Annotated in this window: 20 protein-coding genes and 2 pseudogenes; 12 read left to right on the forward strand and 10 right to left on the reverse strand. The window is 60.0% G+C overall.

Annotated features, from left to right (window positions below; all coding sequences use genetic code 11):
• Positions 1-239, reverse strand: a pseudogene (locus tag BMY49_RS09500) (IS1380 family transposase); the annotation flags it as partial.
• A 12-nt stretch (positions 240-251) separates the two neighbouring features.
• Between BMY49_RS09500 and BMY49_RS09505 the strand changes: the two are divergent.
• The 5 genes from BMY49_RS09505 to BMY49_RS09525 all read left to right on the forward strand — a co-directional run bounded on the left by BMY49_RS09505 (position 252) and on the right by BMY49_RS09525 (position 6,597).
• Positions 252-1,643, forward strand: a complete 1,392-nt coding sequence (locus BMY49_RS09505; protein ID WP_244154941.1) for an efflux RND transporter permease subunit — start codon at positions 252-254, stop codon at positions 1,641-1,643.
• Positions 1,644-1,845: 202 nt separating this feature from the next.
• Positions 1,846-3,735, forward strand: a complete 1,890-nt coding sequence (gene edd / locus BMY49_RS09510; protein ID WP_062374531.1) for a phosphogluconate dehydratase — start codon at positions 1,846-1,848, stop codon at positions 3,733-3,735.
• Positions 3,735-4,700: a glucokinase gene (gene glk, locus BMY49_RS09515; protein ID WP_044629365.1), complete on the forward strand. Its 966-nt coding sequence runs from the start codon at positions 3,735-3,737 to the stop codon at positions 4,698-4,700. The genes edd and glk overlap by 1 nt, the downstream gene beginning before the upstream one ends.
• A 17-nt stretch (positions 4,701-4,717) precedes the next feature.
• Positions 4,718-5,587: an aldo/keto reductase gene (locus BMY49_RS09520; protein WP_089675452.1), complete on the forward strand. Its 870-nt coding sequence runs from the start codon at positions 4,718-4,720 to the stop codon at positions 5,585-5,587.
• A 44-nt stretch (positions 5,588-5,631) separates the two neighbouring features.
• Positions 5,632-6,597 (forward strand): carbohydrate kinase family protein, encoded by a 966-nt coding sequence (locus BMY49_RS09525; RefSeq protein ID WP_089675453.1) that lies wholly within the window; start codon positions 5,632-5,634, stop codon positions 6,595-6,597.
• Positions 6,598-6,618: 21 nt separating this feature from the next.
• On the opposite strand, the gene BMY49_RS09530 is transcribed toward BMY49_RS09525, so the two are convergent.
• The 4 genes from BMY49_RS09530 to zwf all read right to left on the reverse strand — a co-directional run bounded on the left by BMY49_RS09530 (position 6,619) and on the right by zwf (position 11,193).
• Positions 6,619-8,100: a glycoside hydrolase family 32 protein gene (locus tag BMY49_RS09530; protein ID WP_089675454.1), complete on the reverse strand. Its 1,482-nt coding sequence runs from the start codon at positions 8,098-8,100 to the stop codon at positions 6,619-6,621.
• Positions 8,101-8,327: 227 nt separating this feature from the next.
• The gene (locus BMY49_RS09535; protein WP_044629369.1) at positions 8,328-8,990 is read right to left on the reverse strand and encodes a bifunctional 4-hydroxy-2-oxoglutarate aldolase/2-dehydro-3-deoxy-phosphogluconate aldolase; all 663 of its coding nucleotides are present in this window, start codon (positions 8,988-8,990) and stop codon (positions 8,328-8,330) included.
• A 42-nt stretch (positions 8,991-9,032) separates the two neighbouring features.
• A complete protein-coding gene (gene pgl, locus BMY49_RS09540; RefSeq protein WP_044629370.1) occupies positions 9,033-9,698 on the reverse strand; it encodes a 6-phosphogluconolactonase in 666 nt (221 codons plus the stop codon).
• 1 nt (position 9,699) lies between these two features.
• Positions 9,700-11,193, reverse strand: a complete 1,494-nt coding sequence (zwf, locus tag BMY49_RS09545; RefSeq protein ID WP_074210719.1) for a glucose-6-phosphate dehydrogenase — start codon at positions 11,191-11,193, stop codon at positions 9,700-9,702.
• A gap of 325 nt (positions 11,194-11,518) precedes the next feature.
• Here zwf and malE point away from each other — a divergent pair, with 325 nt between their 5' ends.
• The 4 genes from malE (at position 11,519) to BMY49_RS09565 (ending at position 15,735) form a co-directional block, all read left to right on the forward strand.
• The gene (gene malE / locus BMY49_RS09550) at positions 11,519-12,706 is read left to right on the forward strand and encodes a maltose/maltodextrin ABC transporter substrate-binding protein MalE (RefSeq protein ID WP_089675468.1); all 1,188 of its coding nucleotides are present in this window, start codon (positions 11,519-11,521) and stop codon (positions 12,704-12,706) included.
• 62 nt (positions 12,707-12,768) lie between these two features.
• Positions 12,769-14,328, forward strand: coding sequence for a maltose ABC transporter permease MalF (gene malF, locus BMY49_RS09555; RefSeq protein WP_089675455.1), 1,560 nt, complete (start codon positions 12,769-12,771; stop codon positions 14,326-14,328).
• Positions 14,329-14,338: 10 nt separating this feature from the next.
• Positions 14,339-15,229, forward strand: coding sequence for a maltose ABC transporter permease MalG (gene malG / locus BMY49_RS09560; protein WP_089675456.1), 891 nt, complete (start codon positions 14,339-14,341; stop codon positions 15,227-15,229).
• Positions 15,230-15,468: 239 nt separating this feature from the next.
• Positions 15,469-15,735, forward strand: a complete 267-nt coding sequence (locus BMY49_RS09565) for a DksA/TraR family C4-type zinc finger protein (protein WP_044629374.1) — start codon at positions 15,469-15,471, stop codon at positions 15,733-15,735.
• An 86-nt stretch (positions 15,736-15,821) separates the two neighbouring features.
• Here the strand turns inward: BMY49_RS09565 and BMY49_RS18005 are convergent, their stop codons facing one another.
• The 5 genes and pseudogenes from BMY49_RS18005 to BMY49_RS09590 form a co-directional block, all read right to left on the reverse strand.
• Positions 15,822-15,944, reverse strand: a complete 123-nt coding sequence (locus tag BMY49_RS18005) for a hypothetical protein (RefSeq protein ID WP_269473455.1) — start codon at positions 15,942-15,944, stop codon at positions 15,822-15,824.
• 114 nt (positions 15,945-16,058) lie between these two features.
• Positions 16,059-17,174 (reverse strand): sn-glycerol-3-phosphate ABC transporter ATP-binding protein UgpC, encoded by a 1,116-nt coding sequence (ugpC, locus tag BMY49_RS09575; protein ID WP_044629375.1) that lies wholly within the window; start codon positions 17,172-17,174, stop codon positions 16,059-16,061.
• Positions 17,162-18,841: an alpha-amylase family glycosyl hydrolase gene (locus tag BMY49_RS09580; RefSeq protein WP_089675457.1), complete on the reverse strand. Its 1,680-nt coding sequence runs from the start codon at positions 18,839-18,841 to the stop codon at positions 17,162-17,164. The genes ugpC and BMY49_RS09580 overlap by 13 nt, the downstream gene beginning before the upstream one ends.
• 147 nt (positions 18,842-18,988) lie before the next feature.
• Positions 18,989-21,709 (reverse strand): HTH-type transcriptional regulator MalT, encoded by a 2,721-nt coding sequence (gene malT, locus BMY49_RS09585; RefSeq protein WP_089675458.1) that lies wholly within the window; start codon positions 21,707-21,709, stop codon positions 18,989-18,991.
• 133 nt (positions 21,710-21,842) lie between these two features.
• Positions 21,843-23,380 (reverse strand): annotated as a pseudogene (locus BMY49_RS09590) (carbohydrate porin).
• 341 nt (positions 23,381-23,721) lie between these two features.
• On the opposite strand from BMY49_RS09590, the gene BMY49_RS09595 reads away from it, so the two are divergent.
• Genes BMY49_RS09595 through BMY49_RS09605 form a run of 3 tightly spaced genes read left to right on the forward strand, consistent with a single transcriptional unit; the run spans position 23,722 to position 26,842 of the window.
• On the forward strand, positions 23,722-24,993 hold the full coding sequence (locus BMY49_RS09595; protein WP_058578338.1) for an ABC transporter substrate-binding protein: 1,272 nt from the start codon (positions 23,722-23,724) through the stop codon (positions 24,991-24,993).
• 14 nt (positions 24,994-25,007) lie between these two features.
• Positions 25,008-26,000 carry a carbohydrate ABC transporter permease gene (locus tag BMY49_RS09600; RefSeq protein ID WP_044629380.1) on the forward strand — a complete coding sequence of 331 codons (993 nt, stop codon included), beginning with the start codon at positions 25,008-25,010 and terminating at the stop codon, positions 25,998-26,000.
• Positions 26,000-26,842, forward strand: coding sequence for a carbohydrate ABC transporter permease (locus tag BMY49_RS09605; protein ID WP_058578337.1), 843 nt, complete (start codon positions 26,000-26,002; stop codon positions 26,840-26,842). Before BMY49_RS09600 ends, BMY49_RS09605 begins: the two co-directional genes overlap by 1 nt.
• Positions 26,843-26,896: the final 54 nt, after the last annotated feature.

The raw sequence follows: 26,896 nt of genomic DNA on the forward strand, positions 1-26,896 counted from the left end.
AGCAGTTGTTGGAAGGGCTTGTCGCGGCGGAAGTTCTCGACAGCGTCATAGTCGCTCATGCCCAGACACAGCAGGCCCAGGTAGCTCTTGATCACGTCACTGGTGCGCATGCCCAGCGTGGTGGGGAAGCGGCTGTCGATGCTGTCGACGCCAGCGATCTCGAAGCATTGCCCGATGATGGACAGCCCGGCGTGGCTGGTGAGGGTGCGGCGACTGGCGCGGAACTTTATGTTGGGCATGGCACTGTCTGGGTGAATGGCGATAATGGCTATATTGCCATGCAGGTCAGTGGGTTAGAAGTGCTTCCGGGGGCCGGTCTCACGGATTCAGGGTATATCCTGGAGCAGGAGGACGTGGTATCGGTGGCCAGCTTCATCGGCCAGGGCGCTACCCGCTTCATGCTCACCTACGCCCCGGAGCAGCCCAACACCGCCTATGCCCAGTTCATCGTGCGCACCGAAGACCTGGACGCCATTCCCGCGCTGGACCAGCGCTTCTACCGAGAGCTGAACGAAGCGTTTCCCAGCGCGCAGGTACGCACCCAGCGGCTGCAGTTCGGCCCGGGCGATGGCGCGGGCATCGAAGCGCGCTTTCAGGGGCCCTCCCCGGAAGTGCTGCGCTCGCTGGCCGACCAGGCCCAGCGCATCATGGCCGACAGCCCCTACCTGATCGACCAGCGCACCGACTGGCGCCAGCAGGAGCTGGTAGTGCGCCCGCGCATCAACGAGGAGCGCGCCCGCATTGCCGGGGTCAGTCGTGAAGACATCACCCAGACTCTACAGTTTGCCTCGTCGGGCATTCGGGCAGGCACCTACCGTGAAGGCGAGCACCTGCTGCCCATCGTCGCCCGCCCCCCGGCGGCCGAGCGGGACGATGTGGCACTGCTGGAAAACCGCAACGTGTGGAGCGCCGCGCAGCAGCGCTTCGTGCCCATCAGTCAGGTGGTCTCCTCCTTCGATACCGATAGCGAGGAAGCGCTGATTCAACGCCGCAACCGGGTGCGCACGTTGACCGTCGGGGCCGACCCCGCCGAGGGCTATACCGCCGCCCAGACCTTCGGCGGCATTCGCGAAGAGATCGAGGCCATGACGCTGCCACCGGGCTACCAGCTGAGCTGGGGAGGTGAACACGAGGATTCCGGCGATGCCCAGGAGGCGCTGGCCCAGCAGTTGCCCATCAGCCTGCTGGTGATGCTGCTGACCTCGATTTTGCTGTTTGGCAAGCTCAAGCAGCCGCTGATCATCTGGCTGGTGGTGCCCATGTCGGTGTGTGGCGTGGTGATTGGCCTGCTGGTGACCGGCCTGCCCTTCTCGTTTACCGCCCTGCTGGGCATGCTCAGCCTGTCGGGCATGCTGATGAAAAACGCCATCGTGCTGGTGGACGAGATCGATGGGCAGATCAAGGAGGGCAAGGCGCGCTTTTCTGCTCTGGTGGACGCCAGCATCAGCCGCTTGCGGCCGGTCTTCCTGGCCGCTGGTACCACCATCCTCGGCATGCTGCCGCTTTTGGCCGACGCCTTCTTCAACAGCATGGCGGTGACCATCATGGGCGGCCTGGCGTTTGCCTCGCTGCTGACGCTGATTGCCGTACCCACCCTGTATGCCATGCTGTTCCATATCAGCAGCGACGAGGTCGACTCCTGAGCAGGCGCGTTCGGCCCATGAGCGCTTTTTGGCTATCATGGGCTGGACGCTGGGATCATCCGACTCATCCTTTCGGGTAATAAAACTACAACTTAATCTATAAATAGCGTTTTTATTGCCGTAAAGTCTCTTATATCGACGCCATAAGATGTAAAATAACTACAAATCTGGATTCACCGTCTCTACACATGCAGAGGTCTCTATGCCTGGTTCAACACCCGCCACACTCAATCCTACGGTTGCTAAGGTTACCCAACGCATTCGTGAACGCTCTGCCGAGCGCCGCGCTCTCTACGAGCGCCGCATGGCCGACCAGCACAAGCGTGGCGTGCATCGTGCCGAGCTCTCCTGCGGCAACCTGGCCCACGGCTTTGCTGCCTGTAGCGCCCAGGAGAAAGACTCCCTGAAGCTGATGAACAGCGCCAACCTAGGGATTATTTCTTCGTACAACGACATGCTCTCGGCCCACCAGCCGTTCGAAACCTTCCCGGAAACCATCAAAGCGGCCGCCCGCGCCATGGGTTCTACCGCGCAGTTTGCCGGTGGCGTACCCGCCATGTGCGATGGCGTAACCCAAGGCCAGCCGGGCATGGAACTCTCGCTGTTCTCCCGCGATGTAATTGCCATGGCCACCGCCGTGGGCCTGTCGCACAACATGTTTGATGCCGCGCTTTACCTCGGCGTATGCGATAAAATCGTTCCCGGACTATTCATTGGCGCGGCGCGCTTTGGTCACTTGCCCGCCATGTTCGTACCCGCAGGCCCGATGCCGAGCGGCTTGCCGAACAAGGAGAAAGCGCGCATTCGCCAGCTCTACGCCGAAGGCAAGGTGGGCCGCGAGGAGCTGCTGCAGGCGGAGTCCGACTCTTACCACAGCCCCGGCACCTGCACCTTCTACGGCACCGCCAACTCCAATCAGCTGATGATGGAAGTGATGGGCCTGCACCTGCCGGGCACCTCGTTCGTCAACCCAGGCACCGAGATGCGCGAAGCGCTCACCCGCTACGCCACCGAGCAGGCCATTCGCAACACCGAACCCGGCGGCGAGTACCGTCCGTTCTATAAGCAGATCGACGAGCGCGCCATCGTCAACGCCGTGGTCGGCCTGCTGGCCTCCGGTGGTTCGACCAACCATACCATGCACCTGATTGCTATGGCGGCCGCGGCGGGCATTACCCTTAACTGGGATGACTTCACCGATCTGTCAGCGGTCACCCCCAGCCTGATGAAGGTGTACCCGAACGGCCAAGCAGACATCAACCACTTCCAGGCCGCGGGCGGCATGAGCTACCTGTTCCGCGAACTGCTGGGCGCGGGCCTGCTCCACGGCGATATTCCCACGGTGTTTGGCACCGACCTGACCGCTTACACCCAAGAGCCCTTCCTGGAAGATGGCAAAGTGGTATGGCGCGAAGGCCCGGAAAACAGCCTGGACGAAGAAGTGCTGCGCCCGGTCGCTACACCCTTCGCCCCCACCGGCGGCCTGACCGTGATGAAAGGCAACCTGGGACGTGGCGTCATCAAAGTCTCGGCGGTAGCCGAAGAGCACCGTGTAGTAGAAGCGCCGGTGAAGATCTTCGAGGATCAGAACGAAATGAAAGCGGCGTTTGAGTCGGGCGACCTGGACCGCGACGTCATTGTGGTGGTTCGCTTCCAAGGCCCCAAAGCCAACGGCATGCCCGAACTGCACAAACTCACCCCCTTCCTGGGCGTACTCCAGGACCGTGGCTTCAAAGTTGCCCTCGTCACCGATGGCCGCATGTCCGGCGCATCGGGCAAAGTACCCGCCTCCATCCACATGAGCCCGGAAGCGCTGGACGGCGGCCCGCTGGCCAAGCTGCGCGATGGTGACGTGGTACGCCTGGATGCCAACGCCGGCACGTTGGAAGCCAAAGTAGACGCCGCCACCTGGGCCGAGCGTGAACTCGCCGTTGCCAATCTAGACCACTACCATGTGGGCCTAGGCCGCGAGCTGTTCTCGGGCTTCCGCCACTTGGCAATGCGCGGCGAAGAAGGCGCAGGCTCGTTGGGCGGCTTCGAAGCCGACGATCTCGCTCGTCAAGAAGGTCAGATTTTTCAAGAGGACGCCTGATGCGACCGGCATTAATCGGGGACATTGGCGGCACGAATGCTCGCCTAGCGTTGGTCACGCCGGGCGAGGTCACGCCCCACGACATTCTTAACCTACCCTGCGCCGATTACCCCGGCGTGATCGAAGCGATTCAGGACTATCTCGCTCGGGTAGGCGCAACGGGCGATAACGCCCCGCAAGAAGCCTGCTTGGCGTTCGCCTGCCCGGTGCACGCCGAGCGGGTAAAGATGACCAACAACCATTGGGACTTTATGAAAAGCGACGTTCAGCAGGCGCTGAATCTGTCGCTGTTCAAAGTCATCAATGACTTCACCGCCCAGGCGTTGGGCGTACCCCACGTAGGGGAAGATAACCTGGTGGAAGTGCAGCCTGGGGAAGCCCAGTCGCACTCTACCCGCTTGGTCATCGGCCCCGGTACGGGCCTGGGCGTTGCCGGGGTGTTCCCCGGCCAACACGCCTGGATTCCGCTGCCGACCGAGGGCGGCCACGTCACCTTTGCGCCTACCGACACCACCGAACGCGCGCTGCTGGACGTGTTCTTACAGCGCCACCAGCGGGTGAGCGTCGAGCGCATTCTGTGCGGCCAGGGGCTGCTAGAGCTATACCAAGCCCACTGCACCCTGGAAGGCCAAACGCCGCGCTGCGAGACCCCCGCCGAGGTGACACAAGCGGCCAACCAGGGCGATGCCCTGGCCACGGCTACCCTGCTGCGCTTTTTGAAAATTCTCGGCGACGTGTGCGGCGATGCCACCCTGACCATGGGTGCGCGCGGCGGCGTGTATCTCTGCGGCGGTATTCTGCCCCGCCTGTTGGACTGGCTGCCCAAGTGTGAGCTGCGCGCAAGTTTCGTCAATAAAGGGCGCATGGGCGCTTACAACGCCGACATCCCGGTGAGGATTGTGACTCACCCGTGGACCGGCCTGCTGGGTGCCGCCGAAGCGCTGCATAACGAAGAAGTCTTTTAAACTGACGGAAATACGCCATGGCTGCTGTGACCTTTGACGTGCCGTTCGTACTCGGCATGATGCGCCTGCATGAAGCGCAAGAGATGCACCAGGCGAGCCATTTGGCCGACTGGATCGAAGCTCGCTTAGAGCAGGGCTTGCACTGGTTCGACCATGCCGACATTTACGGCAACGGAGCTTGCGAAACGCTATTCGGCCAGGCGCTGCGTGCCCGCCCGGCCCTGGCCAAGCGGCTCCACGTGGTGACCAAAGCCAGCATTGCCAACGACAACCCGGCCCCCGGTTCCGGCAAGGTCAAGCACTACAATGCCAGCCCGGACTACTTGGGCCGCGCCATTGACGATGCGCTGGGCCGCTTGGGTGTCGAGCGTCTGGATCACTTTCTGATTCACCGCCCGGACCTGCTGATGGACGCCGCCGCAACAGGCCGTGCGCTGGATGACGCCATAGAGGCAGGCAAAATCGGCGCGGCGGGGATTTCCAACCATCTGCCCAGTCAGTGGCGCAGGCTGCAACGCCATATGTACCACCCGCTTCAGGCCAACCAGATCGAACTCTCCATTGCCCATAGCGCGCCGTTGTTTGACGGCAGCTTTGACGACCTCGGTGCCGATGGCCATGCGCCCATGGCGTGGTCTCCGCTGGCGGGCGGCCAACTGATGCAGGGTGAAGTGAGCCGCGTATTGAACCGTTTAGCAGGCGAGCTTAGCAGCACCCCCGGCGCGCTGGCGCTGGCATGGCTGCGCACCCTGCCCGGCCGCCCAGCACCGGTGGTGGGCAGCGTGAAACCGGAGCGTATTGCCGATATGCTGAACGGCCCGGAAACGCTGCCTAGAGAAACTTGGTATGAACTGCTGGAGGCCGCCCGCGGCCACTGCGTCGCTTAGTACGCTCACTCAACATTGATGCCAATAATGACAAGGAAAGACCTATGACACCGGTGATTGCTTTCGGTGAAGCCTTGATTGATATGCTCTCTAGCCGCTTGGGCGATAACACAGGGCCGGAAACCTTTACCCCCTATGCTGGCGGCGCGCCCGCCAACGTGGCGGTGGCCTGCGCACGGCTCAACGTGCCCAGCCAGTTTTTGGGCATGGTGGGTGATGATACGTTTGGGCACTTTCTAATTCGTGAGCTGAAAAGCCACGGCGTGGATACCCAGGGCGTCGTGCTTACCAAAGAAGCGCGCACGGCGCTGGCGTTTGTCTCCCGCGACAGCAGTGGCGAGCGCACCTTCGATTTCTACCGCCCACCGGCCGCCGACCTGCTCTACCGCTTGGAAAACCTTCCCCACGGCGTGTTCGAGCAGCCCGCCATCGTTCACCTGTGTAGCAACAGCCTGACCGACCCCGAAATTGCCGAGACCACTCTCGCTATTGCCGCTATGGCCAAGCGTGCGGGCTGTCTTGTGAGCGTGGACGCCAACCTGCGCCACAACCTGTGGGCAGAGGGTGCGGCAGATCCTTGGCTGGTCACCGAGCTGGTCGATAGCGCCGAGCTGGTCAAAGTCTCTCTCGAAGAGCTGGACTACCTGCGTGGCGACCACCCAAAGGAAGCGTGGCTCGCCGAGCGCATGGCCGCAGGGGTGAAGGTGATTGTAATTACCGACGGCCCCAATAATGTGGTACTCAAAGGCATCGGCATTGACCAAACCGTGACGCCACCCAGCGTCACGGCGGTGGACACCACCGCCGGTGGCGATGCCTTTATTGGCGGCCTGCTCGCGGAGCTTTCAAGCTACGGCATCAGCGAGAGCTGGCACCAGGACAGCGCGTTTCTCACCCGCGCGGTGGACATTGCCTGCCGCTGCGGTGCCCACGCGGTCACCCGCCCCGGCGCGTATGCCGCGCTGCCCACCCACGCCGACATCGAAGCCCTGCGCAGCTCGGCAGGCTAGCACTGAGCGTCGTCGAGGCCGCTACTCGACGGCGCTTTGGATGCCCCCTTCTGCCACCTCCACCCGCCCACTGACGACTTCCAACGTCACCGGCTGACGGCGATGATCGACAAAGCTAACCTGAGTGATGCTGCGCTGTTCGGTGGCCCCGTCGACCAACATTTCCAGCGTGCCGTGATCGCACCACCACGTTACCGTCACCGTTAACCCATCGACGCTGCCCGCCGCGTGGTCGCAGGCAAAGTGCTCATCAAAGGTGGCCTGACCGTTACTCCCTTGACGCTCATAGTGTAGCGACGTTGTTGATTCGCCTGCGGTCAGCCACAGCCGCTGCTGATAACCCTGCTGTAGTGATAGCGCTAGCCTTGTGCCTGCTTTAAGCACCAGCGTCAGTTGGCCGTAAACCGCCGCGCCCTCTGGCAAAGCAATGCAGTGCTCCCCTGCCGTTTGAAGCGAGCGAGGCGATATGTGGCTTGGGGCGCTGAGCGCTTGAGCTGCTTCGCGAGCAAAGCGCTGTCGTAACCGCACCCCACGAGAAGTCGCACGCAGCGTCAGCTCTCGCGGCAGGCTCATGGTGCCCCGCCAGCCCGTTTCGGGGGCATGATTGGCGTACTGCCAGTTGTTCAACCACGCCAGCGCAAGCTGCCGCCCGGGGGTATTCGACCAGCTCTGCACCGCGTAGAAATCCCGCCCTTCGTCCATCATCAGCACGACGTCGGCAGCGTTGTCATTGGTGAAACGCTGGCCGTCAAACTCGCCGATAAAGTACTGGGTAAACGAGCCAAACGGGTTATCCGGCGTGGCGCCAATCCCCACCACCAGCACCCAGCGCGTGGCGGGCTCATCCGACCCAGCGCCGTCCACCGGCAGCTCAAACAGATCCGGACACTCCCAGGGGTGCTGGGTATGCGCGCCCTCGCCTTCGCCAAAGGCGCTGGCAAACTGCCACTCCAGCAGGTTATGGGAGGTATAGAAGTGAATCTCCTGCCCACAGGCCAGCGCCATTACCCAGCGCTGGCTAGGGCCATGCCAAACCACTTTAGGGTCGCGGAAATCTTTAAATCCAGGCGGTGGCAGAACCGGACTCCCCTCGTAGCGCTGCCAGGTACGGCCCCTGTCGCGGCTATACGCCAAGCACTGGGACTGCTGGTAATCTTCTGGGTCATCTGAGAGCACCCGGTGGCAGGTGTAAAACGCCAGCAGCCCCGGCTGGCCGTCAAACAGCCCCGTGACATCGTGCTCATCCACCACGGCGCTACCCGAAAAGCAGGCACCCTCTTCATTGGGTGCCAGCGCAATGGGTAAATGCTGCCAGTGGCACAGATCACGACTGACCGCATGTCCCCAGTGCATCGGCCCCCAGACGGTGCTGAACGGGTGGTACTGATAAAACAGATGGTACTCGCCCTCGAAAAACACCAGCCCGTTGGGGTCGTTCATCCACCCCATCGGGGGAGTAAAATGCAGCGCAGGATGCTGAGGCTCAAAATCCGCTAACGTCATGCTTAAAACCTTAACTTAATCGGCCAACTTAATCGTTTAAGTTAGCGTATCACGCCTATTAACTAACGGAAGTATCCCCTTTAGGTGTAGACGTAAAAAAGCCCGAGCATGGCGACATGCTCGGGCAAACGTCTTGCTCACACGACCCGACATCAGTGAGGCAAGTGACGAGAGTGCTCGGTACTGTGTTTTACATAAGTGGTGGAACCGTTTAGTGGTGGAACCGTTTAGTGGTGGAAACGCTCCGCTGCTTGGCGGGCCAGTTCGCGAATGCCGTCCCAATCTTCGGCATCGACCATGGCTTTCGGCGTCAGCCAAGAGCCGCCGACACACATCACGTTGGGTAGTGACAGGTAAGATTCAGCGTTATCAACGGTAATACCGCCCGTGGGGCAGAAACGCGCTTCAGGAATTGGCGCGCCGAACGCTTTGATCGCCTTGGCACCGCCGCTGGATTCCGCGGGGAAGAACTTGAAGCGGCGGTAGCCGTACTGCCAGCCGGTCATCAGCTCAGAAATGGTAGAAACGCCCGGCAGCATCGGCACCGGGCTCTCTACGCCGTAGCGGTAAAGCGCGTCGGTGGCACCTGGCGTAACGACGAAATCAGCGCCGACTTGCTCGGCTTGGCGATATTGCGCGGGCGTCAGCACGGTGCCGACCCCAATGCTGGCACCCGGTAGCGCCTCTTTCATGCGCTTGATGGCTTCCAGGGCGCAGTCGGTACGCAGGGTAATTTCCAGCACGGTCAGGCCGCCTTCGACCAGAGCTCGGCCCAGCGGCACGGCGTCTTCCAGGCGCTCGATGGTGATCACCGGGATCACTTCGGCTTTTAGGCAGATGCTGTCTAGCTCGGCGGTGCGCGTTGAGGGAAGCTGTTTATCGATGGTCATCAGTGAGTCTCCAAGCAAATTGTTATTGGCGAAGGCGGTTTATTAGGGCGCCCAGTAGATCGCCAGCGGGCAAGATAGAAACGCGCGAATCGGCAGCGTGCGAACATCGTCACCACCCATGGCGTTGGCCAATACGGCACGCTTATCGTCGCCGGTGATATGTAGAATGTGGCGCTTCGCCTGATGCAGGCGGTCCGCCGAGAAGGTAATACGCGGCTGCGGCTGGCTGGGGGTGCGCACGGCCACTAGCGGCTCATCGGTAGAAAGCGCTAGGCCCAGCTCTTGGCTATCGGGGAACAGCGAAGCCGTGTGGCCATCGCCGCCCATGCCTAAAATGACGACGCTCGCGGGCCAGGCAAGTCCTGCCGTTGCTTCTGCCACCGCTGGCACGCCCTCTTCCGGGGTGCCAGCGTCCGAGGTGAGCGGCACGAAGTTAGCCGCCGCCGCCGGGCCCTGCAGCAGGTTCTCGCGCACCAGCTTGGCGTTGCTGTCGCTGCTTTGCTCATCTACCCAGCGCTCGTCGGCCAGGGTGATATCTACCCGCGCCCACTCCAGCGGCTTTTGCGCCAGCGCCTTGAAAAACGGCACGGGCGTTGAGCCACCGGAGACCACCAGCAGCGCACGTGATTGGTTGACAAGGTCATCGGCTAGCGCCTGATAGACGGCTTCCGCTAGCTGCTCGGCTAGCGCTTGACGTGCTTCGCTCATGTTAATAATCCTCGTACCAGCTGCGGCCATCCTGGGTAATCATGGCAATAGAGGCGACCGGCCCCCAAGAGCCTGCCGGGTAGCGGCGCGGCGGGGTTTCGCGTGCTTTCCAGCCGCTGATGAGCTGGTCGCACCAGCGCCACGCGTGCTCCACTTCATCCCGGCGCACAAACAAGTACTGCTGGCCTTTCATGACTTCTAGCAGCAGACGCTCGTAGGCATCCGGGATACGCGATTTCGGGAAGGCGCTGTTGAAATCCAGGTGCAGCGGGCCAGGGCGCAGGCGCATGCCTTTATCCAGGCCGCTATCCTTGGTGAGCACCTGAAGGGCAATGCCCTCTTCCGGCTGCAGGCGGATAATCAGCTTGTTGGAGGCGATGCCGCGCTGGTCCGGATCAAAGATGTAGTGCGGTTGCTGACGGAAATGAATGACGATTTGCGACAGTTTCTCCGGCATCCGTTTACCGGTGCGCAGATAGAACGGCACGCCAGCCCAGCGCCAGTTGGACACTTCGGTCTTCATGGCCACGAAGGTTTCGGTCTGGCTCTGGGTGTTGGCGCCCTCTTCTTCCAGGTAGCCCGGCACGGCCTGGCCATCGCTGGTACCGGCAATGTACTGGCCACGCACCACGTCGTGGCCCAGCGCTTCGCCGGTAAACGGCTTCAGCGCCTTGAGCACTTTTACCTTCTCGTCACGGATGGCATCGGCATCCAGGTTGGAAGGCGGGTCCATGGCAATCAGGCAGAGCAGTTGCAGCAGGTGATTCTGCACCATATCGCGCAGCTGGCCCGCATCATCAAAGTAGCCCCAGCGGCCTTCAATACCCACTTTTTCGGCGACGGTAATCTCGACGTGGGAGATATGGTTCTGGTTCCACTGGGTGCCGAAGAGCGGATTGGCAAAGCGCAGGGCGATCAGGTTTTGAACCGTCTCTTTACCCAGGTAGTGGTCAATGCGGTAAATGCGTGATTCAGGGAACACGGCACCGATGGCGTCATTGATCTCTTCTGAAGAGGCCAAGTCATAACCAATCGGCTTTTCCACTACCACGCGGGTATCGTCATCCAGGCTGTTGCTGGCCTGGAGATTGCGGCAAATGTCGCCATAAATACGCGCGGCGACGGAGAGGTAGACCACCATTGGGCGCTTGCTGCCTTCGCGCCACTGGCGAATGGCGTCGTAGCCCTCTGCGGTGGCAAAGTCGAGCTTGAGATACTCTAAGCGGTTCAGGAAGCGTTCAAGGCTTGCCTTGTCCTGCTCCTCTTTTTTCAGACGCTTCTGCAGCGCGCCGTTGACCAGCTGACGGAACGCGGCAGTGTCGTGTTCCTGACGCGCCAGCCCCATGATCCGCGTGCTTTCGGGCATTAAGCCTTCGCGGTCAAGATGATACAGCGCAGGAAACAGCTTGCGCATGGCAAGGTCGCCTAGCGCCCCAAAAAGCGCTAAATCAATAGCGTGATTCGGATCGCCCAGCGGGGCATGTGACTGGCTCATCTCAGCTCCTATTTATAATTAGGCCATCTAATGTAGTTAGATTACCTAAAATCTATCTTATATGAGGCACTATACGCAATAATTCGTGTAATTTTACTACAAAATATTATCGCCTGCTGCCCTTTCCGGTGAGTTTTACAACGACGATGTCGCGCCCTGGCCGCCTACGCTTCTACCTTTACTCTACGCCCCTTGGATACGCCACCCCTCCTCCCCCCAAGGAGGAGGTGGCCTTGCGCTGAATTAGAGACGCTGGCAGTGAACAAAGCACGTCCAACAACGAACGTGCCCGACAACAACAACGTCACAACGAGGTATGCACATCATGGCAATGGTTCGTCCATTTTTCACGCCGCTGCTCGCCGCTACGCTAGCAGCCACCGCCACACTCCCCGCCTTCGCCTTTGAGGATGACCGTTTAACCATCTGGATGGGCGACAATAAAGGCCAGGAAGGCATCCGCGCGGTCGCCGACCAGTTCTTAGAAGAGACCGGCATCGAAGTGGAAGTCGTGTTTCCGGACAACCTGACCGACCGCTTCCAGCAGGCGGCAGGCAGCGGCCAAGGGCCGGATATCGTGATTTGGGCCCACGACCGCATGGGTGAATGGGCACAGAGCGGCCTACTCAAACCGATTGCACCCAGCGACAGCTTCCGTGAAGCGTTCTACGACTTCACCTGGGAAGCCGCGCTGTGGAACGGCGATACCTATGCCTACCCGATTTCCGTGGAATCCCTTGGGCTGATTTACAACAAAGCGCTGGTGGAAACACCCCCCGATAGCTTTGCCGAACTGATGGAGCTGGACGCCACGCTGGCTCAAGAAGGCAAGAAAGCCATCCTGTTCGATTACAGCGAACCCTACTACGGCTGGACGCTGCTAGCCGCCAACGGCGGCTACCCGTTCAAGCAAACCGATAGCGGCTATGATGTCAGCGACATTGGGGTCAACAATGCCGGTGCCCTACAGGGGGCCGAGCTGCTGGTGGAGCTGATCGAGAGCGGCGTGGTGCCCCGGGGCACCGACTACAACCTGATGGATACTCGCTTCAACCGGGGCGAAGTCGCCACCATGATCAGCGGCCCCTGGGCGTGGCCCAACCTGGAGCGCAGCGGCATCGATTATGGCGTGGCGCTGCTGCCCCGGGTAGGCGACGAGCGCGCCCGACCGATGTTTGGCGTGACGGCCGCGATGATCAACTCCGCCACGCCCAACGACTTCCTGGCGGTGGAGTTTTTAGAGAACTACCTGCTCAGCGAAGAGGGTATGCGCACCTTCAACAGCGATGGTTCCCTGGGTGCGGTTGCCCATATCAACTATCAGGCGGAGCTGGCGGATAACCCCAACATTGCCGCTACGCTGAAAAACGCCGAAGTGGGCATGCCGATGCCCAACATTCCTGAAATGGGTGCGTTCTGGGCCGCCATGGAGCCAGCGCTGCAAAACATCGGCAGCGGGCGCCAATCGCCCCAGGAAGCGCTGGATGCCGCTGCACGGCGCATGCGTCAGTAGCCTCTCTTTTTTGCTCATCTGCCCAGCGGCATTAGCCGCTGGGCAGCTTTCAGGAAGCCATCATGTATACCACCAACGCGTCTCGTGGCCTTCCCCGCCATCGCTCTCGCCATCTTACTGAACGCTACACACGCTGGGCCATGCGTGGCGTGATTGCTGTTTTGGTGATTGCGCTACTTTGGTTAGTCTTGGCCTTTCATTTGAACGGCCAGTGGATGTTTGCTCTGCTGTTTTTGGTACTTGGCGGCTCGCTGGGCGTGGTCTTCACCAAGCGCACGCTGATGAGCCATCGCTATATCTTTCCTGCGATTGCCGGACTTGGCGTGTTCGTCATTTTCCCGCTGTTGTACACCATCGGGATCAGTTTTAGTAACTACAGCTCTACCAACCTGCTCTCAGAAGAGCGGGTACGCGACCAGCTCATGAGCCAAACCTATCAAGCGGAAGGCAACGCCTTTGATCTGGCGCTCTATCCCGAGGGTGATTTGGTACGGCTCTATTTAGAGAGCCCTCAGGGCCAGCGGTTCGTGTCTTCCCCACTCAATTTGGCCAATCAGGAAAACCGCCAGATTGGCGTTCAGGCCACCGATGCCCCACCCGCACAGGAAGCGCTGGGCATGCGGGCCGTTATTCAGGCACGGGATGCCCTACAAGGCTTGCGGCTGGTCACTCCAGACGGCAGCGAACTGCGTATGGCGGGCTTGCGCCAGTTTGCGCCCATGCTCGACCGCTACGAGGCCCGGGAGGATGGCACGCTATATGATCGTCGAGACGACCGCGTGCTGACACCGGACCACACCATCGGCTTTTTCGTCGCCGACGACGGCGAGCAAATCACCCCCGGCTGGCCGGTCAACGTGGGCTTCTCGAACTACACGCAAATCTTCACCGACCCGGACATTCGCGGCCCGTTCATGCAGATTTTTGTGTGGACCTTCGTATTTGCCGCCCTCACCGTGGTGTTTACCCTGGCTGTCGGTTTCGTACTGGCGTCACTGCTGCAGTGGGATCAACTCAAAGGCAAGGCCATTTACCGTACGCTGCTGATTCTGCCCTATGCGGTGCCAGCGTTTATCTCGATTCTGATTTTCAAAGGCATGTTCAACCAGCACTTTGGCGAAGTGAACATGATTCTGGACACCTTGTTTGGGGTGCGCCCCGAGTGGTTTACCGACCCGTGGATGGCACGCAGCATGCTGCTGATTGTGAATACCTGGTTAGGCTACCCCTACATGCTACTGCTCTGCATGGGCTTGATTCAGGCCATTCCCCAGGATTTATACGAAGCCTCGGCGGTAGACGGCGGTGGCCCGCTCACCAACCTGTTCAAAATCACCCTGCCGCTGATCATCAAGCCGCTCACGCCGCTGCTGATTGCCGCCTTTGCGTTCAACTTTAATAACTTCGTGCTGATCGCGCTGCTCACGGGTGGCAACCCGGACATTCTGGGGGCCAGCACCCCGGCGGGCACCACCGACCTGCTGGTGAGCTACACCTACCGCATCGCCTTCCAGGATGCCGGGCAGAACTTTGGCCTCGCGGCGGCCATTGCCACACTGATTTTCCTGCTGGTGGCGGGCATGTCGCTGCTCAATTTGCGCCTTTCCAAAGTGAAGGTATAGGAGGTTACACATGGCCATGGTTCAACCCCGCTCCGTTGGTGTGCGCCGCCTAGGAGCGCACTTAGCGCTGATCTGCTTTGTATCGCTGATTGTCTTTCCGCTGCTGCTGGTCATCTCGATTTCATTTCGCGAGGGCAACTTTGCCACCGGCAGCCTGATTCCAGAAAATTTCTCGCTGGAGCACTGGTCGCTGGCGCTGGGGATTCCTTGGGAGCGGCCAGACGGCACCGTAGTGCAGCCGCCCTTCCCCGTGCTGCTCTGGCTGTGGAACTCCATCAAGGTGGCGGTGATCTCCTCGGTGCTGATTCTCATGCTCGCTACCACCAGCGCCTACGCGTTTGCCCGCATGCACTTCAAGGGCAAAGCGCCGCTGCTCAAAGGCATGCTGATTTTTCAGATGTTCCCAGCGGTGCTCTCGCTGGTGGCACTGTATGCCCTCTTTGACCGGCTGGGGCAGTTCGTCGGTTGGCTGGGCATCAATACGCACGGCGCGCTGATTGTGGCTTCGCTGGGTGCGGTAGCGCTACATATCTGGACGATCAAAGGTTATTTCGAATCCATCGATGGCTCGCTTGAGGAAGCTGCCATGGTGGATGGCGCCAGCACTTGGCAAGCGTTTCGCTACATTCTGCTGCCGCTCTCTATCCCAATCTTGATGGTGGTGTTCATTCTGGCGTTTGTGATGAGCATTATGGAGTACCCCATGGCCTCGGTACTATTGGTCGACGAGCACAAGCTGACGCTCGCCGTGGGTGCCCAGCAGTACCTAGCCGACCACAACCAGCGCTGGGGTAACTTCGCCGCCGCTGCTGTTCTCTCCGGCCTACCGGTTACCGTGGCGTTTTTGATCTGCCAACGCTGGATTATCGGCGGTTTAACCGCAGGGGGTGTGAAGGGTTAAGCAGGAACTTACTAGGCTGTTTCCTCGCTTGAGCATGTTGCTCATGACCGGCGCTCATCAGCGCCGGTTTTTTTATGGGTTAGGTAATCTTTAGCACTACAGTCGTAACTACTGCCGTGATCGTTCATGCTAAGAAGCCCATTGGCGGCCCAAGGAGTTAGGTTTTTGGACTGATGGTGCGTTCTTCTCGTTACTGTTATGTTGAAAGATTGTTCATGGCTGAAGCGAGGAGCGCGATTATGGCGGGTGGATGGGCGAAAGATGGCGCTGAACACGAGCAGATGGAGAGCACGCTGGAGGATGCGGTGCAGCGTGCGCGTAGCCAATTACCCCGCGGCGAAAGTCTTGAGTTTTGTGAGGAGTGTGGCGACCCCATTCCCGAAGCACGCCGCAAGGCTATTCCTGGCGTTCGACTCTGTGTGGTGTGTCAAGGTGAATTGGACAAAAAGCAGTCGGCTTATAGTGGCTACAATCGTCGGGGCAGTAAGGATAGCCAACTGCGTTGAGATGGGGCTGTATGTCTACGCGTCCTGGTCGGTGTCCGGCAACTGCTTGAAATAGACATAGCGGTGAAGGCGAATCGCTGGGCGAATCAGCATTCGAGAGCGACGGTGTTGCCGTCCGGTACTTTGACGTCGGCGGGCGTCATGTCAGCCAGCGCGACGTGACTGAAGGATGCAATCAAGATAGCGGCGAGAGTATGCTGGATGGTCATTTCAGTCTCCTTGGGTTTTGTATCAACCGCTTTAAATAGCGGCTGTATAGGGGATACACACAAGGAGACCGATTGGATGCACTCTTTTTTAAAAAAGTTTAATTATTTAAAAAATTATCGGCTCACCCCATCCACCGTGACTTGGCGTGGGCAGGCGTTGCCGTTGGAGTCAAACAGATGGCAGCGCTGCCCTGTCAACCCCAGATGTGACGCTTGCCCTTCTTCAAGCCGGGTTAAACCATCCAGGCGTTGGGTTAAAGGCGCTTCAATGCCCTCTACCTGCCAGTGGGCCAGAGTTTCATAGCCCAGCTTTTCGGCCACCATCAGGGTCGCGCTCAGCGTTGCATCCGCTTGCTCAGCCGCCACGAAGTCTTCGGCACGCAGTCCCAGGGTGGCCCTATCGCCTGCCTGGAGCTGATGACCGCTCACCGCCACCGCCAGCGTTTCACCGCTGTGCAGGCGCACCACGGTTTGGCGCTCGCCGGGGTCGACCACCGTCACCGGCAGCGTATTGATACGCGGCGAGCCGATAAACTCCGCCACCTCAAGGGTATTGGGAAAGTGATACAGCGACAGCGGCGCGCCTACCTGGGCAATACGCCCCTTGGAGAGCAGCACGATACGATCCGCCAGGGTCATCGCCTCCACCTGATCGTGGGTGACGTAGATCATGGTGGCGTTTAAGCGCTTGTGCAGCGCGGCGATCTGTACCCGCATATCCACGCGCAGCGCGGCATCCAGATTGGAAAGCGGCTCGTCGAACAGGAACACTGCGGGCTCTTTCACCAGGGTGCGGCCAATAGCGACCCGCTGGCGCTGGCCGCCGGAGAGGTCTTTGGGCTTGCGCTCCAGAAGCTCGGTGAGGTGCAGCATCTCGGCGGCGTGCTCCACGCGGCGGCGAATTTCTGCTTTGTCGGTGCGTGCCAGCTTCAAGCCAAACGCCATGTTCTCGGCCACGCTCATATGCGGATAGAGCGCGTAGGATTGGAACACCATGCCGATGTCCCGCTCCTGGGGCGGAATCTCGTTGATACGCTGACCATCGAGCTGCATATCCCCAGTGGTGATGTCCTCCAAGCCCGCAATCATGCGTAGCAGCGTGGATTTACCGCACCCGGAGGGGCCCACGAAAACGACGAACTCGCCGTCTTCGATGGTGAGGTCGATATCTCGTGAGATTTCGACACCATCGAAGGATTTACCGATGCCGCTGAGGGTTAAACGTCCCATGGTGCTTCCTCCTGAGTGTGCGGGCAGCGGGCAATCGCCACCCCAAACGGCGGCAGTGTCAGCGTACCTGCTTGCCACTCGCCGTTTAGCCACTTAGGCGCATCCCCCAGCGCTTCAGCACCCTCGGGAGCCGGGCGGGTCACGGTTTGATCGCTAAAGTTCAGGGCCACCAGCAGGCGTGTTTGCTGATAGGTGCGCTCCAAGCAAAGCACCTCGTCGCGTACCGGGTGATAGCGCACGTCGCCTTTAACCAGCGCAGGCTGCGTGCGGCGGAAGGCTAAAAAAGCTCGGTAGGCATTGAGCAGCGAATCGGCATCCTGCTCTTGCTGGTCCACCGCCAAACTTGCGTGGGAATCGGGCACCGGCAGCCAGGGAGTAGCACTGCTAAAGCCCGCATGGCGGGCGTCCGCCTGCCAGGGGTGCGGGGTGCGGCAGCCATCGCGGCCTTTATAGGCAGGCCAGAAGGTGATGCCCGCCGGATCGACAAGCTGCTCGAAGGTCAGCTCCGCCTCGGGCAGACCCAGCTCTTCGCCCTGATAGAGGCATACGCTGCCCCGCTGGCTGAACAGGAACACCAAATAGAGGCGCAGCTTCTCCAGCTGCCCTTCCGCCTGCCAGCGAGTTGCTAGCCGCGTTACGTCGTGATTTCCCAACGCCCAGCAGGGCCAGCCATCGCCAATGCGCGCTTCCATTTCAGTAAGCGTTTCGTGCAAATAGCCGGGGTCGGCTTTATCGGTCAGCAGGTTGAACGAGTAGCACATGTGCAGCCGCTTGCCGCCCTGGGAGTACTCCGCCATCACGCCGAGCGCGTCATCGTCGCCCACTTCGCCCACGCTGGTGGTGCCGGGGTACTCATCCAGCAGCGCCCGCAGCCGCTCCAGAAACAGCAGATTTTCCGGCTGGGTTTTGTCGTATTGGTGGAGCTGATAGCCGTAGGGGTTATCAGGGCGAACGCCCAGGAAGCTCTCGATAATTTCCTGGCGCGGCGGGTTGTCTTTTAACTCGCCGTGGGTGCAGAAATTCACCGCATCCAGCCGGAAGCCATCCACGCCGCGCTCCAACCAGAAGCGCACCTCTTCCAGCATGGCGTCGACTACCGCAGGGGTGCGGAAGTTAAGGTCCGGCTGGCTGGCCAGGAAGTTATGCAGATAGTACTGGCAGCGGCGGGTATCCCACTGCCACGCGCTGCCGCCGAATACCGACTGCCAGTTGGTGGGCGGCGCGCCGTCGGGTTTGGGGTCGGCCCATACGTACCAGTCGGCTTTGGGGTTGTCGCGGCTTTGGCGGCTCTCTTCGAACCACGCGTGCTGGTCGGAGGTGTGGGACATCACCTGATCGATCGTCACTTTCAGCCCCCGCGCGTGGGCCGCTTCGACCAGGCGGTCGAAGTCTTCCAGCGTGCCGAACATGGGGTCGACATCGCGGTAGTTGCTGATGTCGTAGCCGAAATCTTTCATCGGCGAGGTAAAAAATGGCGAGAGCCAAATCGCATCGACGTTCAGTGAGGCGATGTAGTCGAGCTTATCGATTACCCCTTTCAAATCGCCAATGCCGTCGCCGTTACTATCCATAAAGCTGCGCGGGTAGATTTGGTAAATCACCGCGCCGCGCCACCAGTCTGCCCCCTGGCTGCCAACGTAGTGAGAAGTAGAAGGTGTCTGCATCATGATCCTTGTCCTTGTTATTGCCGTCGGCATCTCGATGAATAGAGAGATGCCCCATAGTCGGCATGATGCAGGCTACGCCGCTCGATAGAATCCTCCCCCACTGGGCATACCAGGCGTAGGCCCGGGGAGGAGTGGTCACACGGCGCCTTACTCCCCCTGGATATGCGCCAAGAGCTGTCCGGCCAGGGCAATGGCCTCGTCCCGGCGGCGGATATTCTGCTTTTGGTAGAGGCTGCGGATATGGGTTTTGATGGTGGTCGGTGCTACCGAGAGCTGCTCGGCAATCTGTTCGTTGGAGAGCCCGGCGTGAATCAGCCCCAGGATTTGCCATTCGCGGCGGGTCAGCGGCGAGGTGCGGATCAGCTCTGGCACGTCGGGCCTCGCGACAATATCCGCGATGACCGTTTCATCCAGCATTAAGCGTCGGGCGCAGCCGAAATCCTTCTGTTGGCCCGCCAGCGCCAACAGCCGCTCTGCCCTCGCCTGCTCTAAAGCCGCTAGCGTGCCGCTGGCGAGTAAGCCGTTGAGCAGTTCCCCAAGCGGTTTCCCCAAGCGCAGAAAACTGCCTACCAGCGCGGTACGGGAAGCCAAGCTGAGCGCTTGATGCATGTGGTGGCGGGCTTGCGTCTCCTGGCCAGCCGACCACGCAGCGGCCGCGAGGCAGAGCTGATTGCGGTTGGCATCGGTAACCAGCCCTAGTCTTTGAGTATGCACTTCGAGCGCTTCCAGAAGCGTGCGGGCCTCCTCGCACTGGCCCAACAGCGTGAGCGCTCGGGCGTGGTTGCGCACGTTGCATTGGGCAAAGTGGTTGGTGGCCCCTTCGGTAACGGGAGCGGGCGCTTCTTGGCGCCAGCGCTCTACCGCGTCGAGGTCTTGCGTGGAGTGCCACCAGGCCAGCAGCGTGGCGTGGGCATTGGCCACCCAGTCGATATGGTAATCGCCTTCGGCGAGGATTTTACGCAACCGCCGGATATGGTCGGCGCACTGGGCCTGATCGCCACGACTCTGGGCAATTTTGGCCAGTTGAATATGGCACTGCAGCGTCCAGCGCTCGCCCTGGTTATCCAGCACGGCAATGCCTTTCAGCGCGGCCTGCTCGGCTTCATCCAGGCGGTGCCACTCCCAGAGCACCTGGCTGCGAATCCGGTAGAGAAATTCCGCCACGGGCAGGTGCTCAAGCTCTGCTCGCTCCAGGTGGGCAAAGGCGCGTTCTTGAATATCGTAGGCAGCCTGCAAGCGCCCCTGGGCCACCAGCGTTTCCGACTGATGGCAGAACGACCACAGCAGCAGCTGATGATCCTCACGCTGACGTGCCAGACGCTCCACCTCGCGCACCCGCTGCAGCGACTCATCCAGATAGCCCAGCACAAAGCGCGCCTCGCTCAAAATGGCTGTCGCGGTCAGCGGTGTGGAGGCTAAATAGCGGGCGGGCACGGCCAGCGCCTGTTCGGCGAGCGGAGCGGCACGCTCGGCGTTGCCTTGATTGATCGCTAACTGGGCACGCAGGGTGGCAAACTCCGCGCTCAACACCTGCCACTCGGGCACCTCAAGCTGCGCTTCGATCCAGCTAATCACCCGTGCGGTGATATCAAACTGAAACTGCGCGTGGGATACCCAGCCGTAAAGCAGCACCAGCTCTGGGCGTGTCGAGATTTGCGGCTCCCCCAGCAACCCAAGCCCTTGAGCCAGCAGCGCGTAGGCCCCGCTGGCAAGCAGTGCAGGCCCTTGAGAAACCAGCAGGCTAGCCACATCGCCAGGCGATTCGGCCAAAATGGCTTGTCGCAGCGCCATTACCGGGTCGTTGAGTGCTAGCCAGGCTTGGCTGGCCCGCTGGTGCAGCGTGCGCTGGGTGGCCAAGCTTAGCTCGTGACGGCGGTGGCGCAGGTACTCACCAAACAGCCGTTGAAAGCGGTACCACTGAGCGTGAGGGTCGGGCCGCTCGATAAATAGCCCCGCCTGTTCAAAGGCTTCCAACCGCTGGGTAAGCCGCTCGCCCTCCAGTAGGCGCGCCATCAATTCAGGGGTAAAGCGCTCCAGCACTCCAAGCTGCAGCAGGAGTTCACGCTCTTCAGGGGGCAGCGCCTCGGCCAGCCGTTCATCGAACCACGCCACGAAATCGGGATGACCGCCGTTTAGCCGCTCGACCAGCGCATCGAATCCCGCGCGGGTCGTCGTACGCTCCACCAGCCAGTTCAGGGCCATCACCCAGCCGCCGCTTCGACGCAGCGCCCGCTCCAGGCTCACCCGAGTAGGCGGAAAACTGAGCTGCTCGGCGCAGAGAGTTTGCGCCTCTTCGCTATCGAAGGCCAGGGCGCTAAGGTCGATCTCTTCAAGCTCGCCGCGTAACCGCAGGCTGGCAAGGCCCAACGCAGGGCGGGAGCGGCTGGCCAGCGTTAAGGTCAGCCAGGGTGGCTGGTGGCGTAGCCAGTGGGCCAGCCCGGCTAAAATATCGGGATGGGTAAGGTGCTCAAACTCATCCACCACCAACCGGCAGGCTGCGCGCTGTTCAGGCAGCTCGGCCAGCCAGCGCTCCAACTGCTCAACACACTCTTGCTCATCGCACTCTGCCCCTTCGGCCAAAGGCGACAGCGGCGTATGGTCGCCTAGCAGCGACTGGATGGCCGCTTGCCAGTAGCTCAAAAAGCGCTCGGGCTGGTTATCGCGCTGATCCAAACGCAGCCAGGCCGCCTCTTGTTCCAGGGCGGGTAGGCGTTCAGCCAGCAGCGTGGTTTTGCCATACCCCGAAGGCGCTTGCACGACCAGCAAGCGTATCCGCTCGTTCAACGCGAAGAAATCGTTCAGGCGCGGCCTTGCCACGACGCTCAGTGGCAGCGGCGGTGCTTTTAGCTTTTCTTGAAGCAGCGGCATGGCCCTCTCCTTTCACTACCCAAAACCTAGCCTAGTAAACCTAGGCTAATAAAAAGCCCGCGACGAATCGCGGGCAATCAGCATTGGTGAAACAAACGTATCAATAACAGCCTTGCTAGTGAGTGGTTCGCCCTTAGAACCATACCTCGGTTTGTACGCCGAAGGTGAACTCACCGCCAGTAAAGCCATCGCTGCCAAGTAGTGAATTCCCACCGTAACTGTTCAGGCTCTCATCCCAGTCGCTATAGGAGTGAACAGACGAATTTCAGGACGCTTCCAGAACCCGCCAACTTCCGGCTTGAAGGTCGGGGCGATGGTGAACTTCATGTAGTCGCCATCGACAGCGTTGCGGTCGCTGTAGCCCTGCGGTTTGAAATCCATCCACTGGTAGCTGGCTTCGTACTGCATTTCAAAGTTCTGGTTAATCTCGTTCGCCAGACGAACGTTCAGGGTCGCCCAGTCGTAGCTGTCACCGCTAGCAAAACGGTCATCGCTGGTTTCCGCCAGAATGGCGGGAGCAATGCGCCACTTCGGAGCAACATAGGTTGTACCGTAAACGGCCAGACGCGTCGTGGAGGCATCGTCGGTTAGATCACCGTTGCTACCGAGCCCCTTCACTTCGGCACCCAAGCCTTGGCCATGCAGAACCGCCGCTTTGAAGTTACCTTCACCCATGCCGAAGAAGCTGTCGCCGTGGTAGGCCACCATGGTGTGCCAACCGGTATCTGCAGCGGTTTGACCCACGCCAATATCGCGCTCGTCGTTATCGGCAGCGGACATGCCGTTGACCATCACCTGCCAGTTACCGAAGTAGTTATTGGAGGTCAGGACCAGGTTGTCGGTATCGCTGTTTTCGCCATCCAAGCCGGGGTTTTCGCGGTTGACGACCGGATAGTCGCTGAAGCTGCGGCCATAAAGCGAGAAGTTGGTTTTCCAGTTCTCCGCCAGCTGCACGTCGTACACACCACCACCGGTACCAGCTAGGAAGACCACATCGCTATCGAGCCAGTGAATATCGAAGTTGTTACGGTCAAAGCGCTTACCGGCCCAGATGGATGCGTTTTCAAACGCCCCGGTGAAGCTGGGCAGGTCGCTGAACTCTGCATACACTTGGCGCACGTTTAGGTTGGTGTCATCGCCCACCCAGTCGTTGCTGGAATTGGTGCCATGGGCCAGCATGGTGGTGTAACGGGCTTTGGCGCCGTTATCGAACTGCATGCGGTAGTTCAGGATGGCTTCAGAGTAGGTGTCCGGCTCGTTACCCAAACGCCCCACTGCGCCGCCATTACCACCGGCGGGCGTTAGGTACGGGCCGCCCGGTGCGCTTTTGCCATCTTCACCGATCAACAGGCCAGAACGAGCATACACGTTGAACGAGAAGCCCTCTTCGCCGCTGGCCTGGCGTTCGACGCGGGCCAGGCGCTCTTCGATATCGGCATCGGTAGTTGCCGTTGCTGGCGCGCTTGAAGCAGGCGCAGCACCGCGCCCCTGCTCAGCTAACTCCGCGCGGCGCTCGGCAGCTTCAGCCCGCTGCTCGGCGGCCGCAATGCGCGCTTCTAGCTCGGCAAAGCGCTCTTCCATCGTCGTGTCGGCGTTGGCAACACCGCAAAGTCCGAGGCTGGCAGTGGCAACGGCGATGGCTAATGGTGTCTTGAATGTCATTTTGTGCATTGTTTTAAATCTATTTTTGTTCTGATCGTGACGCTGGCTCCAGGCACCGCCTTCCCTTGAATAATGTTGCAAAGCAACTTCTATTTTGAGCCGAAGAGCGACAGCCACTAAAACTTAATCGATTAAGAGCTAGTAAACCAACAAGCTTTTACTAATTATCGACCAATGTCTAAAGCACTATTTATCTTAGAGAAACCGAATTGAAATAGATTAGACAAAAGTCTCTATTGAACTTCACGACGACAGACGGCTAACTGGCAGCGTACTTAATCGTTTAAGTAGGCGCTACAAGCGCTCTGATCCCCCATCACCCACAACAATAAACGCCGAGGAACGCCGTAATGAAAAAGACACTACTCACTTCAGCTATCGCTTTGGCCAGTCTTGCCAGTACCACCGGGTCTGCCCAGGCGGTCGAACTGACGATTTCCTGTGGTGCGGTTGGTGCAGAGTTGACCCTTTGCCAAGAAGGCGTGCGCGCTTGGGAAGAGAAAACCGGCCACAGCGTCGATGTGGTTTCAACGCCCAACTCATCCACTGAGCGCCTGTCTCTCTATCAACAAATTCTCTCCGCCAACTCCAGCGATATCGATGTGATGCAAATCGACGTGGTGTGGCCCGGCCTGCTGGCCAACCACCTGTTCGATCTTCGCGAGGTATTGGGTGACGACGCAGCCGCGGGCCATTTCGAGACGATCGTGGTCAACAACACCATCGATGATCGTCTGGTCGCCATGCCGTGGTTTACCGATGCGGGGGTGCTTTACTACCGGGAAGACCTGTTGGAAAAGCATGGCCACGAGGTGCCCACCACGTGGCAAGACCTGACTGAGATTGCGCGCGATATTCAAAACGCTGAGCGTGAAGCGGGCAACAGCCGCATGCAGGGCTTCGTATTCCAAGGGCGCGCCTATGAAGGGCTGACCGTCAACGCCTTGGAATGGGTCGCCAGCTTTGGCGGCGGTACCGTGGTCGATAATGACGGCGAAGTGACCATCAACAACGAGCGCGCTGCCCAAGCGTTGGATCTGGCCGCCTCTTGGATCGGTGACATCTCCCCGGAAGGCGTGCTGAACTACACCGAAGAGGAAGCACGGGGTGTTTTCCAGGGCGGCAATGCCGTCTTCATGCGCAACTGGCCTTACGCCTGGGCGCTGGCCCAAAGCGATGACAGCGACGTGCGCGGCAAAGTAGGCGTCGTGCAGCTGCCTGCTGGCGGTGAAGAGGGCCAAAGCGCTGCGGGCCTGGGCGGCTGGAACCTGGCCGTGTCGCGCTACAGCGAGCATCCTGACATTGCGGCGGATTTGGTGGCTTACCTGACCGGTGAAGAAGAGCAGAAACGTCGCGCCATTCAGGCGTCCTACAACCCCACCATCGATGCGCTCTACCAGGACCAGGAAGTACTGGAAGCGGTGCCCTTCTTCGGCACGCTCTACGACACGTTCACCAATGCCGTCGCGCGTCCGTCTGCACCTACCGGCGGTGCCTATGGCCGGGTCAGCAACGCCTTCTTTAGCACCTCTCATGACGTGCTGTCCGGCACCAAAGATGGCGCTCAAGCCGTCGCTGACCTTGAAGGCGAATTGCTGCGCCTGAAGCGTCGCAACTGGTAAACGCGGAGACACCTATGTCGAGCTCTTCTCACCACTCTCACCAAAACGCGCCCCTCGGGGCGCGTTCCGCCACGCCAGCGCGGCGGCAACGGGGTACCAAGGTCCGCCGCCAACGCGTCAAGGCGGCGTGGCTGTTCTTAGCCCCCATGCTGATTGCCCTCACGCTGGTGGCGGGCTGGCCGTTACTTCGCACCTTCTTTCTCAGCTTTACCGATGCGTCGCTGTCCGATTTAGGCGCCGCAAACCTGATTGGCTTTGAAAACTATCTGGTTTACGACAACGGCCGCTGGTTTGGCGTGCTAGCCGACCCGGTATGGTGGCAGTCCGTGTGGAACACGGTCTACTTCTCGGTCGTTTCCGTTTCGCTGGAAGTAGTGTTTGGCGTCATCGTGGCGCTGATTCTGAACGCAGAATTTAAAGGCCGTGTGATTGTTCGTGCGGCGGTCCTCATCCCTTGGGCCATCCCCACCATTGTCTCAGCCCAGATGTGGGCGTGGATGCTGAATGATCAGTTCGGCATCATCAACCACCTGCTGATGGTGGTTGGCATTATTGATAATCCCATCGCCTGGACAGCCAGCGCCACCTACTCCATGTGGGCGGTCATTATGGTTGACGTTTGGAAGACCATTCCTTTCGTCGCGCTGCTGGTGTTAGCCGCGCTGCAAATGCTGCCTAAAGATTGCTATGAAGCTGCCGAGGTGGATGGCATTCATCCGGTACGCGTGTTCTTCAAGGTTACGCTGCCACTGATCACACCCGCGCTGATGGTGGCGGTCATCTTCCGCCTGCTGGATGCCCTGCGCGTATTCGACGTGATTTATGTGTTGACCTCCAACTCCACCAGCACGATGTCGATGTCGGTGTATGCGCGCCAGCAGCTCGTCGAATTCCAGGACGTCGGCTACGGCAGTGCGGCCTCTACGCTGCTGTTCTTGATCATCGCGCTGGCTACCGTTGCCTACCTCTATATCGGCCGCAAACAGATCCAATTGGGAGGTGACTGATGAACAGCCGCCAGTTCGCCAAAATTGCTAAACGCGTTGGTTTTTGGGCACTGATTGCCGTCATTATGGTGTATGCAGTGTTCCCGTTTTACTACGCGGTGATCACCTCGGTAAAACCCTCTAGCGACCTGTTCCGCGTGGAGCTATGGCCCTCTACCTGGAACCTGGACAACTACGCGCAAATCTTTAGCCAATCGAGCTTTGTGCGAGCGATTTTCAACTCCATCATCGTCGCCTTTAGCGTAGTGTTTATCGCCCTGCTGCTGGGTATCACCGCCTCTTATGCGCTTGGGCGGGTACGCTTTCGGGGCCGTTCGACGGTGCTGCTGGTCATTCTGGGCGTTTCGATGTTCCCTCAAGTGGCCGTGCTCTCTGGGCTGTTCGAGGTAATTCGCGCGCTGAATCTATATAACAACCCCGCAGGCCTGATCCTCAGTTACACCATCTTTACGCTGCCCTTTACGGTGTGGGTGCTCACCACCTTTATGAAGCAGCTGCCCATGGAGCTGGAAGAGGCGGCGATCATGGATGGTGCCACCCCCTGGGTGACCATCACCAAGGTATTTCTGCCGTTGATGTGGCCCGCCATGGCGACCACGGGCCTGCTCGCATTCATCGCCGCCTGGAACGAGTTTCTGTTCGCACTGACCTTCACACTGACCGATACGCAGCGCACGGTGCCGGTCGCGATTGCCCTTCTGTCAGGCGGTAGTGCTTACGAACTGCCCTGGGGGCCGATTATGGCCGCCTCCGTTGTGGTAACCGTGCCGCTGGTGATTTTGGTCATTATTTTCCAGCGCCGCATTGTTTCCGGCCTAACGGCGGGTGCCGTGAAGGGCTAAGCCCCTGCGCAATAACGCCTCTATGAATTCGCTGATAAACCTCAGCAACCGTTT

Origin of the sequence: Vreelandella aquamarina (assembly GCF_900110265.1) — a bacterium.
GTDB classification, from domain to species: Bacteria; Pseudomonadota; Gammaproteobacteria; order Pseudomonadales; family Halomonadaceae; genus Vreelandella; species Vreelandella aquamarina.

Excerpts from the sequence above, each read along its gene's own strand:
- BMY49_RS09530 (WP_089675454.1), bottom strand. The coding sequence starts at position 8,100 with ATGACGTTAGCGGATTTTGAGCCTCAGCATCCTGCGCTGCATTTTACT.
- zwf (WP_074210719.1), bottom strand. The coding sequence starts at position 11,193 with ATGAGCCAGTCACATGCCCCGCTGGGCGATCCGAATCACGCTATTGAT.
- pgl (WP_044629370.1), bottom strand. The coding sequence starts at position 9,698 with ATGAGCGAAGCACGTCAAGCGCTAGCCGAGCAGCTAGCGGAAGCCGTC.
- BMY49_RS09525 (WP_089675453.1), top strand. The coding sequence starts at position 5,632 with ATGACACCGGTGATTGCTTTCGGTGAAGCCTTGATTGATATGCTCTCT.
- malF (WP_089675455.1), top strand. The coding sequence starts at position 12,769 with ATGTATACCACCAACGCGTCTCGTGGCCTTCCCCGCCATCGCTCTCGC.
- BMY49_RS09565 (WP_044629374.1), top strand. The coding sequence starts at position 15,469 with ATGGCGGGTGGATGGGCGAAAGATGGCGCTGAACACGAGCAGATGGAG.
- BMY49_RS09580 (WP_089675457.1), bottom strand. The coding sequence starts at position 18,841 with ATGATGCAGACACCTTCTACTTCTCACTACGTTGGCAGCCAGGGGGCA.
- BMY49_RS09595 (WP_058578338.1), top strand. The coding sequence starts at position 23,722 with ATGAAAAAGACACTACTCACTTCAGCTATCGCTTTGGCCAGTCTTGCC.
- BMY49_RS09600 (WP_044629380.1), top strand. The coding sequence starts at position 25,008 with ATGTCGAGCTCTTCTCACCACTCTCACCAAAACGCGCCCCTCGGGGCG.
- BMY49_RS09535 (WP_044629369.1), bottom strand. The coding sequence starts at position 8,990 with ATGACCATCGATAAACAGCTTCCCTCAACGCGCACCGCCGAGCTAGAC.
- BMY49_RS09605 (WP_058578337.1), top strand. The coding sequence starts at position 26,000 with ATGAACAGCCGCCAGTTCGCCAAAATTGCTAAACGCGTTGGTTTTTGG.
- ugpC (WP_044629375.1), bottom strand. The coding sequence starts at position 17,174 with ATGGGACGTTTAACCCTCAGCGGCATCGGTAAATCCTTCGATGGTGTC.
- malT (WP_089675458.1), bottom strand. The coding sequence starts at position 21,709 with ATGCCGCTGCTTCAAGAAAAGCTAAAAGCACCGCCGCTGCCACTGAGC.
- BMY49_RS09520 (WP_089675452.1), top strand. The coding sequence starts at position 4,718 with ATGGCTGCTGTGACCTTTGACGTGCCGTTCGTACTCGGCATGATGCGC.
- BMY49_RS18005 (WP_269473455.1), bottom strand. The coding sequence starts at position 15,944 with ATGACCATCCAGCATACTCTCGCCGCTATCTTGATTGCATCCTTCAGT.
- malE (WP_089675468.1), top strand. The coding sequence starts at position 11,519 with ATGGCAATGGTTCGTCCATTTTTCACGCCGCTGCTCGCCGCTACGCTA.
- edd (WP_062374531.1), top strand. The coding sequence starts at position 1,846 with ATGCCTGGTTCAACACCCGCCACACTCAATCCTACGGTTGCTAAGGTT.
- glk (WP_044629365.1), top strand. The coding sequence starts at position 3,735 with ATGCGACCGGCATTAATCGGGGACATTGGCGGCACGAATGCTCGCCTA.
- malG (WP_089675456.1), top strand. The coding sequence starts at position 14,339 with ATGGCCATGGTTCAACCCCGCTCCGTTGGTGTGCGCCGCCTAGGAGCG.